Genomic DNA, 11796 nt, shown 5'->3' with positions numbered 1-11796 from the left:
GTGAGCATGGCAGGCGAATGGAAGGCCCCCGAGGCCGAGCCCGAGGAGCGCGAGGAGCGCAAAAGTTGGAAGCTGCTGGAAAAGACCTTGCTGGCGGGCATCCAGGAGCAGCGCCGGTCGCGACGCTGGGGTATCTTTTTCAAGCTGCTGACGTTCATCTACCTCTTTGGCATCCTGGCGCTGTTCCTGCCCTGGACCGACATGGACAAGGCTGCCTCGCGCGGTGCCAGTCATACGGCCCTTGTGGAAGTGCGCGGGGTCATCGCCGACCAGGAGGCTGCCAGTGCCGACAACATCGTCAAAGGCCTGCGCGATGCCTTCAAGGATGGCAAGACCAAGGCCGTGGTCCTGCGCATCAACAGCCCGGGCGGCAGCCCTGTTCAGGCGGGCTATGTGTATGACGAGATTCGCCGCCTGCGTGGCGAGCACCCCGGCGTCAAGCTGTACGCCGTCATCACCGATCTGGGTGCGTCAGGAGCCTATTACATCGCCAGTGCGGCCGATGAGATCTATGCCGACAAGGCCAGTCTGGTCGGGTCGATCGGCGTGACGGCTGCGGGCTATGGTTTCGTAGGTGCCATGGACAAGCTCGGCGTGGAGCGCCGGCTCTATACGTCCGGTGAGCACAAGGCGTTTCTCGATCCTTTCTCGCCGCAGAAGCCTGAAGAGACTCAATTCTGGCAGGGTGTGCTGGACACCACCCACAACCAGTTCATCGCCATGGTCAAGCAAGGGCGGGGCGAGCGACTCAAGGACAAGGATCACCCGGAGCTGTTCAGCGGCCTGGTCTGGTCCGGCGAGCAGGCCAAGGCGCTTGGTCTGATCGATGGCCTGGGCAGCGCCAGCTATGTGGCGCGTGAGGTGGTGGGCGAAAAGGATCTGGTTGATTTCACCGTGCAGGAATCGCCATTTGACCGTTTCTCCAAGCGCATGGGGGCCAGCGTGGCAGAGCGCCTTGCCATGTGGATGGGTTTCCAGGGCCCGCAACTGCGCTAAGGCCAGTCGCCTTTGTGGGGGGGCGGTGCGCGCCCCCTGGTCTGGCTACGGGACGCGCACCCCTTCCAAGGCCAGCATGTCGACGAGCCGTATCAGTGGGAGCCCCACCAGGCTGGTCGCATCGCGCCCCTCGGTGCTTTCGAACAGGCTCACGCCAAGCCCTTCGGCCTTGAAGCTTCCGGCGCAGTCGAGGGGCATTTCCGCTGCCACGTAGCGTTCGATGCGTTCACGGTCCAGCACCCGCAGCTTCACGGTAAACGGCACGCAGTCCACCTGGCACTGCCCGGTGGCGCTGTTGAGCAGCGCCACTGCGGTAAGAAACGTCACCTGTTGGCCGCTGCAGGCGAGCAACTGTTCGCAGGCTCGCTCGACCGTGTGGGGTTTGCCCAGAATGTGCTCGCCTAGCACTGCGACCTGGTCCGAGCCGATGATCAAGTGGTTTGGGTGGCTGCCTGCAAGGGCTTGGGCTTTTTGCATGGCCAGGCGCCGGACCAGGTCGATTGCAGTCTCTGCTGGCTGGCGCGTTTCGTCTATGTCAGGGCTTGCCCAGGTAAACGGAAGCTGCAAGCGCGCGAGCAGCTCGCGACGATAAAGGGAACTGGAAGCCAGTAACAGTGCAAGCATGGTAAGCTCCTGATTCGGTTGAACCCATCCTATCACGCACGATGCCACCAAATTCCTTTGACAGGGACGGGGGGCATCCCTAGAATGCTGCGCCTATGTTGAATGACCCGATTCCACCTCACGTTGACCCGCGCAAATTGGCTGATCGTGGCGTAACCCTTAGCGGTTCGCTACCACTCGCTGATTTGGAAAGACTCTGCGACCCGCTTTCCGACGATGTCGGTATGGTGCAGGCGAAGTTCGATTTTGAACGAGACGAACAGCACACTGTGGTTATCCACAGCGAGCTGGATGTCGAGGTCAAGATGGTTTGCCAGCGTTGTCTTGAGCTGGTCACCCTGCCGATCCACAGCGAGTGTACCTACGCCGTGGTGAAGGAGGGTGCGAATACCCAGTCGTTGCCGAAAGGCTATGACGTGCTGGAACTGGGCGAAGATCCTTTGGATCTGCAGGCGCTGATCGAGGAAGAGCTGTTGCTCGCCTTGCCCATCGTGCCTGCTCATCATCCGGAAGAATGCCAGCAGCCGGCGGGCGCAGACGAGCCCGACTCGAGCAAGGACGAGGTATCGCGGTCCAACCCGTTCAGTGTTTTGGCGCAGTTAAAGCGTGACCCAAACGTTTAGGAGTTAATCAATTATGGCTGTTCAGCAGAACAAAAAATCCCGCTCTGCCCGTGACATGCGTCGTTCGCACGATGCCCTGTCGGAAAACGCGCTGTCGGTAGAGAAGTCCACCGGCGAAGTGCACCTGCGCCACCACGTTTCGCCAGAAGGCGTATACCGTGGTCGCAAAGTGATCGATAAGGGCGCTGACGAGTAATCCTTGTCCGCTCAGATCATCGCGATCGACGCAATGGGCGGGGACTTCGGTCCCCGCAGCATTGTCCAGGCCAGCATCGCCTGCCTGTCGGCTACCCCCTCGCTTCACTTGACCCTCGTCGGTCAATCCTCCCTCCTGGAAGATCTTGTCAGCGGCTTTTCAGCTGCCGATCGCGCGCGCCTGCAGATCCTTGGTGCCGCAGAAGTGATCGGTATGGATGAGCGGCCTTCACAGGCATTGCGCGGAAAACCCGATTCATCCATGCGTGTTGCCTTGCAACTGGTGCGTGACGGCAAGGCCCAGGCCTGTGTCAGCGCCGGTAATACCGGGGCCCTGATGGCGCTGTCTCGCGCCGTGCTCAAGACCCTGCCAGGCATTGATCGTCCAGCCATGGTGGCTGCCATCCCGACACGCACCGGCTACTGCCAGCTGCTTGACCTTGGCGCCAATGTCGACTGCACGGCCGAGCAGCTTTACCAGTTTGCGGTCATGGGGTCGGTGGCGGCGCAGGCGCTGGGCGTGCAGCGCCCGCGTGTGGCTCTGCTGAACGTGGGTACCGAAGACATAAAGGGTAACCAGCAAGTCAGGCTGGCGGCGAACCTGTTGCAAGGGGCTCGCGGCCTCAATTACGTCGGCTTCATCGAAGGTGACGGCTTGTACAGAGGGGCCGCGGACGTGGTGGTCTGCGACGGCTTCGTTGGCAATATCCTGCTCAAGTCCAGCGAAGGGTTGGCCACCATGGTTGCGCAGCGTATCGAGCAGACCTTCAGGCGCGGCCTGTTGTCGCGCCTGGCGGGCGCTGTGGCCATGCCGCTGCTCAAACGCGTGCAGGCCGATCTGGCCCCGGCGCGTCACAACGGTGCCAGCTTTCTGGGGTTGCAGGGCATCGTCGTCAAAAGCCACGGCGCGGCAGGCGTTGAGGGGTTTCAGAGTGCGATCCAGCGCGCCCTGATCGAAATTCAGGAGAACCTGCCCAGGCGCCTCCATGGTCGCCTGGAGGATTTGCTCAAGTAATGTGATGCGAGGCCGCGCTTAGCGGTCTTGCCGGCGAAATGCTTAAATGTGACCGCAGGGTTTCGGTCTTCATCCAAATGTTCAGATTCCGCGCCTGGCATGCGCCAGGCGCCACTATCCGACGACAAGATCATAAGGGCTTGTTCAATGTCTGCATCTCTCGCATTCGTCTTTCCAGGTCAAGGTTCCCAGTCGCTGGGCATGCTCGCAGAACTCGGCGCCGAGAAGCCGGTGATCATCGAGACCTTCAAGGAAGCTTCCGAGGCGCTGGGTTACGACCTCTGGAAACTGGTTCAGGAAGGTCCGCAAGAGCAACTCGATCAGACTGATAAGACCCAGCCAGCCATTTTGACAGCCTCCATTGCGCTGTGGCGCCTGTGGCTCGAGGAGGGCGGCGCCAAGCCTGCATTCGTCTCGGGTCATAGCCTGGGCGAGTACAGTGCCTTGGTCGCAGCGGGCAGCATCAGCCTCAAGGACGCCGTTCGCCTGGTCGAGCGCCGCGGCCAACTGATGCAGGAAGCCGTGCCTGCCGGGCACGGTGCCATGGCCGCAATCCTGGGGCTGGACGACGCCGTCGTGGTGCAGATCTGCACCGAAGCGGCTGAAGACGAGGTCGTCAGCGCGGTCAATTTCAATTCGCCGGGCCAAGTGGTGATTGCCGGTAACAAAGCCGCAGTGGACCGGGCCATGGAGCTGTGCAAGGCAAAGGGCGCCAAGCGCGCCTTGCCGCTGGCAGTCAGCGTACCGTCGCACTGCGCGCTGATGAAGCCTGCGGCCGAACGATTTGCCGCCGCGGTCAATGCCATCGATTGGCAGGCGCCACAGATTCCGGTTGTACAGAACGTGACAGCCGCCATCGCACCTGATCTGGATGCGCTCAAGCGTGATCTGCTGGCGCAGCTGTACCAGCCGGTGCGCTGGGTCGAGTGCGTCCAGGCGCTGGCTGCCAACGGTGCGGTCAACCTGGTCGAGTGCGGTCCGGGCAAGGTCCTGGCTGGCCTCAACAAGCGCTGCGCCGATGGCATAACCACCTACAACCTCAACACCCCTGACGCCGTTGCCGCCACGCGTGCGGCACTGGCCTGATTTGGAGAAGCTTGCATGAGCCTGCAAGGTAAAGTTGCACTGGTCACTGGCGCCAGCCGTGGCATTGGCCAGGCCATCGCCCTGGAACTGGGTCGCCAAGGCGCCACCGTCATCGGTACTGCGACCTCGGCCTCCGGTGCCGAGCGTATCGCCGCGACCCTGAAGGAGCATGGCATTGCCGGTACCGGCATGGAGCTGAACGTGACCAGCGCCGAATCGGTTGATTCGGTACTGTCGGCCATTGGCGAGCAGTTCGGTGCGCCGACCATTTTGGTGAACAATGCGGGTATCACGCGTGACAACCTGATGCTGCGCATGAAGGACGACGAGTGGTTCGATGTCATCGATACCAACCTCAACAGCCTCTACCGTCTGTCCAAGGGCGTGCTGCGCGGCATGACCAAGGCGCGCTGGGGCCGTATCATCAGCATCGGCTCGGTGGTCGGCGCCATGGGTAACGCTGGCCAGGCCAACTATGCGGCGGCCAAGGCCGGTCTCGAAGGCTTCAGTCGCGCCCTGGCGCGTGAAGTGGGCTCGCGCGGTATCACCGTCAACTCGGTCACGCCGGGCTTCATCGATACCGACATGACCCGCGAGCTGCCAGAAGCGCAGCGCGAAGCCCTGCAGACCCAGATTCCGCTGGGCCGCCTGGGTCAGGCAGATGAAATCGCCAAGGTGGTTTCGTTCCTGGCCTCTGACGGTGCAGCGTACGTGACGGGCGCAACCGTGCCCGTCAACGGCGGGATGTACATGTAATATCGCCGGTCAATGTGACGGATTCCGTAAAAAAAGAGTCATACTGCGAGCCTAAAATCCGTTATAAAGCTGCAATCAGATTCCAGGCGGCTGGTCGTGGGACTAGGCTGAAGGCGCGTTGAGCTTGAAAAGCGAACGTTCTTCTATAAAATTAGCCACCGGCCAGCTGCCTGACATATATCCATTAGGAGTGAAAACTAGGTATGAGCACCATCGAAGAACGCGTCAAGAAAATCGTCGCCGAGCAACTGGGCGTCAAGGAAGAAGAAGTGGCCAACGAGAAGTCCTTCGTCGATGACCTGGGTGCCGATTCGCTTGACACCGTTGAGCTGGTGATGGCTCTGGAAGAGGAATTCGAGACCGAGATTCCTGACGAAGAAGCCGAGAAGATCACTACCGTTCAAGCTGCCATCGACTACGTCAACAACCACCAGGCCTAAGACGCTGTAGTCGACGCTTCTTGTCGGGAAAAACCGCACTGCCTTGACTGGCGTGCGGTTTTTTCTTTGCAAGCTTCGGCTGTCGCCGTGTCGGCTGCCAAGCCCCGCATCAAGAGCTTGTTGCCATTTCATTCCGTCCAACTGGATGCAATGGCAAGAAACTCTGTCATTAGAAAAGGAGAGTACTGTGTCGCGTAGACGCGTCGTGGTCACCGGTATGGGCATGCTGTCGCCACTAGGTACGGATGTACCGAGCACGTGGCAGGGCATTCTGGCTGGCCGCAGTGGCATCGGTCCGATCGAGCATACGGATCTTTCTGCCTACTCCACCCGTTTTGGTGGCTCGGTGAAGGGCTTCGAGGTTGAGCAATACTTGTCGGCCAAAGAGGCTCGCAAGCTGGACCTGTTCATTCAGTACGGCTTGGCAGCCGGTTTTCAGGCAGTGCGCAACGCTGGCCTGGAAGTGACCGACGCCAACCGTGAGCGCATCGGCGTGGCCATGGGCTCGGGCATCGGTGGCCTGACCAATATCGAGGAGACCAGCCGTACATTGCACGACGCAGGCCCTCGGCGTATCTCGCCGTTCTTCGTCCCTGGCTCGATCATCAACATGATCTCCGGCTTCCTGTCGATCCACCTGGGTCTGCAAGGGCCGAACTACGCCATCGCCACCGCCTGTACCACCGGTACCCATTGCATCGGCATGGCTGCGCGCAATATTGCGCACGGTGAAGCCGATGTCATGATCGCCGGCGGCGCTGAAATGGCCGCCTGTGGGCTGGGCATGGGCGGGTTTGGCGCATCGCGCGCGCTTTCTACCCGCAACGATGAGCCTGCGCGGGCCAGTCGTCCCTGGGACAAAGGCCGTGACGGCTTCGTCCTGTCCGACGGTGCCGGTGCATTGGTGCTCGAAGAGCTTGAGCACGCCAAGGCGCGGGGTGCAACGATCTACGCCGAGCTCGTAGGGTTTGGCATGAGCGGCGATGCCTATCACATGACGTCGCCGCCCGAATCGGGTGAAGGTGCAGCCCGTTGCATGGTCAATGCCCTGCGCGATGCCGGCGTGCAGCCTCAGGAGGTCAGCTACATCAACGCCCACGGCACCTCGACACCGGCTGGAGACCTGGCCGAAGTGGCAGCCATCAAGCGCGTGTTCGGCGAGCATGCCTATAAGCTGGCCGTCAGCTCCACCAAGTCGATGACCGGGCACCTGCTGGGGGCTGCCGGTGCGGTGGAGGCCATCTTCAGCGTGTTGGCGATCAACAGCCAGATGGCGCCGCCGACCATAAACCTGGATGAGCCAGACGAAGGCTGTGACCTGGACTTCGTGCCGCACCAGGCCCGCAGCATGCCAATCGATGTCGTGCTGTCCAATTCGTTCGGCTTTGGTGGCACCAACGGCTCCCTGGTGTTCCGCCGGTTCGCCGAGTGATGCAAAGCTGGGTCGATGGCACGCCTGCGGCTGCGATCAACCTGCACAATCGCGGGTTGGCCTACGGGGATGGTCTGTTCGAGACGTTCGCTGTACGCCATGGGCGGCCCTTGCTGCTGGATGAGCACATGGCGCGTCTGGCACTGGGCTGTCAGCGCCTGTCCATCGCCACTGACGTGGCCCTGGTGGCCGATGAGGTAAGGCGCTATGCCGCTCAGCTGGGTGAGGGCGTGGCCAAGCTGATCCTGACCCGCGGCGACAGCCAGCGCGGATATGCACCCGCGGCCGGTGTCGCGGCGCGGCGCATCCTGCAAGCCAGCCCGTTGCCCAGCTACCCAGCCGAACACGCCGACGTGGGCGTGCGCCTGTTCATGTGCCAGACCCGGCTTGGGGAACAACCCCTGCTGGCAGGGCTCAAACACCTCAACCGCCTCGAGCAGGTGCTGGCACGTTCCGAATGGCAGGACGGCGAACATGCCGAAGGCCTGATGCGTGACGGGCAGGGCAGGCTGATCGAAGGTGTCTACAGCAACCTGTTTCTGGTTAAGCAAGACACGCTTCTTACTGCCAGGCTTGATCGTTGCGGTGTGGCAGGCGTGATGCGCGCCGCACTGCTGGCGCGGGCGGAGATGATGAACATTCCGGTGCAAGTGCGTGACCTGGCGTTCGATGAGCTCGCACAAGCTGATGAAGTATTCGTTTGCAATAGTGTCTACGGCATCTGGCCCGTCCGCGCCGCAGGCGCGCTAAACTGGCGGCCTGGCCCGCTCACCCGTACGTTGCAGGCCGTTGCCCGTACGTTACTGGAAACCTGAATTCGTGAGACGTAAATTCCTGCTGCTGCTGGAAATGTGCCTGATCGTCATGGGCCTGGCCCTTGGCTGGTCGGCATGGAAGGTCCATTCGGTGCTGGATCAGCCTGTGCATGTGGCGCAGGAACGCCTGCTGGATGTACCCAATGGCGCTACGCCCAATCGCATGTTCTACCGCATGCAAGAAGAGGGGCTGTTGGGCGACGCGCTATGGCTCAGGTTGTACTGGCGCTTCAACATGGCCGGCGTACCACTGCACACGGGCGAGTATCGCCTGACGCCCGGCATGACCGTGAAACAGCTTTTCGACGCCTGGCAGCGGGCCGACGTGGTGCAATACAACCTGACCCTGGTCGAAGGCTGGACGTTTCGCCAAGTGCGCGCGGCCGTGGCCAAGCACGAAAAGATCAAGCAGACCCTCGATGGCCTTTCCGATGCCCAAGTCATGGAAAAGCTGGGGCACGCTGGCGTCTTCCCGGAAGGCCGTTTCTTTCCGGACACCTATCGCTTCGTACGCGGCATGAGCGATGTGGAACTGTTGCAGCAAGCCTACATGCGCCTGGAAGAGGTGCTGGCCCGTGAGTGGGCCGAGCGCGCCCGCGACCTGCCGTACCGCGACCCCTACCAGGCACTGATCATGGCCTCGCTGGTGGAAAAGGAAACCGGTATTCCACAGGAGCGCGGGCAAATCGCTGGCGTATTCGTCCGCCGCCTGCGCCTGGGCATGATGCTGCAGACCGATCCGACGGTCATCTATGGCATGGGCGAGCGCTACAACGGCCGCATCACACGCGCTGATTTGCGCCAGCCAACGCCTTACAACACCTACACCATGACGGGGCTGCCGCCAACGCCTATTGCGATGGTCGGGCGTGAGGCCATCCATGCGGCATTGAACCCGGCAGATGGCACCAGCCTTTACTTCGTTGCGCGCGGTGATGGTAGCCACGTTTTTTCCGATGACCTGGACGACCACAATTCTGCTGTGCGCGAGTTTCAGCTCAAGCGTCGGGCCGATTACCGTTCAAGCCCTGGCACCGCTCAGCCGACACCCTCGGGCGATGCAGCGCCGTCCGGTTCATCTCAAGTGCCTGAGGCGGGAGCATCGGATGATCCATCTGCTCCAGCCGCTGCGCCTGAACAGGGCAAGGTCGAGAGCGATCGGGCAACCGAACCGTCGGCGCTTGACGCCCCCCAATAAGGACTGTTTGTGAGCGGCTTGTTTATTACATTGGAAGGCCCCGAAGGCGCGGGCAAAAGCACTAACCGGGAATACCTGGCTGCCCGGCTGCGCGAGCAAGGGCTGGACGTGGTGCTGACCCGCGAGCCAGGCGGCACACCCTTGGCTGAAAAGATTCGTGAGCTGTTGTTGTCGCCGAGCGATGAAGTCATGCACGCCGATACTGAGCTTTTGTTGGTGTTCGCTGCACGCGCTCAACACCTTGCACAAGTGATCCGTCCGGCGTTGGCGGGTGGGGCGGTGGTGCTGTGTGACCGGTTCACAGACGCTACTTACGCCTATCAAGGGGGCGGGCGCAGCTTGCCCGTCGAGCGTATCGCGACGCTTGAGCAGTTCGTGCAGGACGACCTTCGTCCTGACCTGACCCTGGTATTCGATCTGCCCGTCGAAGTAGGCCTGGCCCGCGCTGCAGCGCGAGGGCGGCTGGACCGGTTCGAGCAGGAAGGGCAGGCGTTTTTCGAAGCGGTCCGCCGCGCCTACCTGGATCGCGCAGCCGCGGCGCCACAACGCTACACGCTGCTGGATGCATCGCAGCCGCTGGCGGGCGTCCAGCAAGCGTTGGACAGGCTGCTGCCAGGTATCGTGGAGCGCTGCCGTGGCTGATGCCTACCCTTGGCAGCAGACACTGTGGGAGCAACTGGCTGGCCGCGCCCAGCATGCCCATGCCTATCTGCTGCACGGCCCGAAGGGGATAGGCAAGCGTGATCTGGCCGAGCGCCTGATGGCGCGGCTGCTGTGCCAGCGCCCTAATGGCACCCTGGCTTGCGGCCAGTGCAAGTCCTGCCACCTGCTCAAGGCCGGTAGTCACCCCGACAACTTCATGCTTGAACCTGAAGAGCTGGACAAGCCGATCAAGGTGGACCAGGTCCGCGAACTGGTTGCCTTCGTCGCTCAGACCGCGCAGTTGGGTGGGCGCAAGGTGGTCATGATCGAGCCTGTCGAATCCATGAACGTCAACGCGTCCAATGCGCTTCTCAAAAGCCTTGAGGAGCCTTCCGGCGACACGGTGCTGCTGCTGGTGACCCACCAACCCAGCCGCTTGCTGCCTACCATCAAGAGCCGGTGCCAGCAGGTAACCTGTCCACTGCCGACCAAGGCCCAGAGCCATGCCTGGTTGGCCAGCGCCTTGCCGGAGACCGATCAGGCCCGGCGCGACGATCTGTTGACCTTGTCTGCCGGTTCGCCGCTGTTGGCCCTGAGTCTTCATCAGCAAGGCGTGCATGAACAGCGCGCCCTGGTGACCGAAGGCGTAAAGAAGCTGCTCAAGCAGCAGCAATCGCCCAGCCAGTTGGCCGACGCATGGACAGCCGTGCCGTTGTTGATAGTGTTCGATTGGTTTTTCGACTGGGCCCAGCTGATTCTGCGCTACCAGTTGACCGAGGACGACGATGAGCTCGGCATGGCCGACATGCGCAAGGTGGTGCAATACCTTGCGCAAAAGAGCCGTCCGGCCAAAGTCCTCGAGGTCCAGGCCTGGATCCTTGAGCAGCGTCAGAAAGTGCTGGGCAAGGCAAACCTGAATCGTGCTTTGCTGATCGAATCGTTGCTGGCCCATTGGCTACAATTGCCAACTGGGCGCTGACTTTAATTCTTATCCGTGTGTGTACCCATGCTTGTAGATTCCCATTGCCATCTTGACCGCCTTGACCTCAGCGCCCATGGGGGTTCGCTCGATGCTGCCTTGCAGGCGGCGCGCGCTCGTGGTGTCGGGCACTTCCTGTGCATCGGTGTCAGTGCCGAAAATGCAGGCGCAGTCAGAGCCTTGACCGAGCAATACAGCGATGTGGATTGCTCGGTAGGCGTTCACCCGCTGGATCTGGCGCCGGGTGCAGCGCCTGCTTTGGACTGGCTGTTGACCGAATTGGCTCATCCCCATGTGGTGGCGATCGGTGAAACCGGCCTGGATTACCATTACGAGCCGGAAGCTGCCGAGTTGCAGCAGGCCTCATTTCGCTTGCACCTGGAAGCTTCGCGGCAGACGGGAAAACCGGTGATCGTGCATACCCGAGCGGCCCGTGCCGATACCTTGGCGCTATTGCGTGAGGCGAACTTGTCCCAGGCAGGCGTTCTGCACTGCTTTACCGAAGACTGGGAAATGGCCAAGGCGGCTTTGGATCTTGGGTATTACATTTCGCTTTCGGGGATCGTCACATTCCGTAATGCCGAGGCGTTGCGGGACGTGGCGCGGCAAGTGCCGGCGGATCGGCTCTTGGTGGAAACCGACTCGCCATATCTGGCGCCTATTCCTTATCGGGGTAAACCCAACCTGCCCCAATATGTGCGGGAAGTGGCTGAATATGTGGCCTCATTGCGATGTGTCAGTTATGAGCAGTTGGCTGAGCAGACCACCACAAACTTCAAGCGGTTATTTCCGTTGGCAAGGGTTCGCTAGGGCGCGTACCCTAAGTTAACGTTGCAGTTGCAGTTGCAGTTGCAGTTGCAGTTGCAGTTGCGGTTGCTTTGGCTTTTGCTTCTAAGCGCGCGGTAGTTCAGGCGCCGCAGATCGCGACTTCAGGAGGCCGAGCGCAGGGCTTGCGGAGGGAGGTGACAGGCATGGATGCCTGTCAAGCGCTGGGC

The 11796-nt window shown here is 61.5% G+C and carries 14 protein-coding genes; 13 read left to right on the top strand and 1 reads right to left on the bottom strand.

From position 1 onward, the window contains the following. Nucleotides 1-6 precede the first annotated feature (6 nt). On the top strand, nt 7-996 hold the full coding sequence (locus ACK59L_RS14390; protein ID WP_196136802.1) for a S49 family peptidase: 990 nt from the start codon (nt 7-9) through the stop codon (nt 994-996). Nucleotides 997-1041: 45 nt separating this feature from the next. Here the strand turns inward: ACK59L_RS14390 and ACK59L_RS14385 are convergent, their stop codons facing one another. After that, a complete protein-coding gene (locus ACK59L_RS14385) occupies nt 1042-1620 on the bottom strand; it encodes a Maf family protein (protein WP_409274363.1) in 579 nt (192 codons plus the stop codon). 95 nt (nt 1621-1715) lie between these two features. Here ACK59L_RS14385 and ACK59L_RS14380 point away from each other — a divergent pair, with 95 nt between their 5' ends. The 12 genes from ACK59L_RS14380 to ACK59L_RS14325 all read left to right on the top strand — a co-directional run bounded on the left by ACK59L_RS14380 (nt 1716) and on the right by ACK59L_RS14325 (nt 11611). Beyond that, entirely contained in the window at nt 1716-2243 is a 528-nt protein-coding gene (locus ACK59L_RS14380) for a YceD family protein (RefSeq protein WP_078478212.1), read from the top strand. A gap of 13 nt (nt 2244-2256) precedes the next feature. After that, nucleotides 2257-2439 carry a 50S ribosomal protein L32 gene (gene rpmF, locus ACK59L_RS14375; RefSeq protein WP_008096416.1) on the top strand — a complete coding sequence of 61 codons (183 nt, stop codon included), beginning with the start codon at nt 2257-2259 and terminating at the stop codon, nt 2437-2439. 3 nt (nt 2440-2442) lie between these two features. Continuing rightward, nucleotides 2443-3453, top strand: coding sequence for a phosphate acyltransferase PlsX (gene plsX, locus ACK59L_RS14370; protein ID WP_409274360.1), 1011 nt, complete (start codon nt 2443-2445; stop codon nt 3451-3453). Nucleotides 3454-3600: 147 nt separating this feature from the next. Then, on the top strand, nt 3601-4539 hold the full coding sequence (gene fabD / locus ACK59L_RS14365) for an ACP S-malonyltransferase (protein WP_409274358.1): 939 nt from the start codon (nt 3601-3603) through the stop codon (nt 4537-4539). 15 nt (nt 4540-4554) lie between these two features. After that, entirely contained in the window at nt 4555-5295 is a 741-nt protein-coding gene (gene fabG, locus ACK59L_RS14360) for a 3-oxoacyl-ACP reductase FabG (protein WP_058605744.1), read from the top strand. A 203-nt stretch (nt 5296-5498) separates the two neighbouring features. Next, nucleotides 5499-5735, top strand: a complete 237-nt coding sequence (gene acpP / locus ACK59L_RS14355; protein WP_196136806.1) for an acyl carrier protein — start codon at nt 5499-5501, stop codon at nt 5733-5735. 187 nt (nt 5736-5922) lie between these two features. Continuing rightward, the gene (gene fabF / locus ACK59L_RS14350) at nt 5923-7167 is read left to right on the top strand and encodes a beta-ketoacyl-ACP synthase II (protein ID WP_023533084.1); all 1245 of its coding nucleotides are present in this window, start codon (nt 5923-5925) and stop codon (nt 7165-7167) included. Continuing rightward, nucleotides 7167-7982: an aminodeoxychorismate lyase gene (pabC, locus tag ACK59L_RS14345; RefSeq protein WP_409274355.1), complete on the top strand. Its 816-nt coding sequence runs from the start codon at nt 7167-7169 to the stop codon at nt 7980-7982. The genes fabF and pabC overlap by 1 nt, the downstream gene beginning before the upstream one ends. Before the next feature lie 4 nt (nt 7983-7986). Further along, the gene (gene mltG, locus ACK59L_RS14340; RefSeq protein ID WP_409274353.1) at nt 7987-9180 is read left to right on the top strand and encodes an endolytic transglycosylase MltG; all 1194 of its coding nucleotides are present in this window, start codon (nt 7987-7989) and stop codon (nt 9178-9180) included. Between the two features lie 9 nt (nt 9181-9189). Beyond that, nucleotides 9190-9822 carry a dTMP kinase gene (gene tmk / locus ACK59L_RS14335; protein ID WP_409274351.1) on the top strand — a complete coding sequence of 211 codons (633 nt, stop codon included), beginning with the start codon at nt 9190-9192 and terminating at the stop codon, nt 9820-9822. Beyond that, entirely contained in the window at nt 9815-10801 is a 987-nt protein-coding gene (locus ACK59L_RS14330; RefSeq protein ID WP_058605739.1) for a DNA polymerase III subunit delta', read from the top strand. The genes tmk and ACK59L_RS14330 overlap by 8 nt, the downstream gene beginning before the upstream one ends. Before the next feature lie 27 nt (nt 10802-10828). Then, on the top strand, nt 10829-11611 hold the full coding sequence (locus ACK59L_RS14325) for a TatD family hydrolase (protein WP_409274348.1): 783 nt from the start codon (nt 10829-10831) through the stop codon (nt 11609-11611). The last annotated feature ends 185 nt before the right edge of the window (nt 11612-11796 follow it).

Source organism: Pseudomonas sp. KCJK9111 (assembly GCF_046231935.1).
GTDB classification, from domain to species: domain Bacteria; phylum Pseudomonadota; class Gammaproteobacteria; order Pseudomonadales; family Pseudomonadaceae; genus Aquipseudomonas; species Aquipseudomonas parafulva_B.
This window is presented reverse-complemented; position numbering and strand designations above follow the sequence as displayed.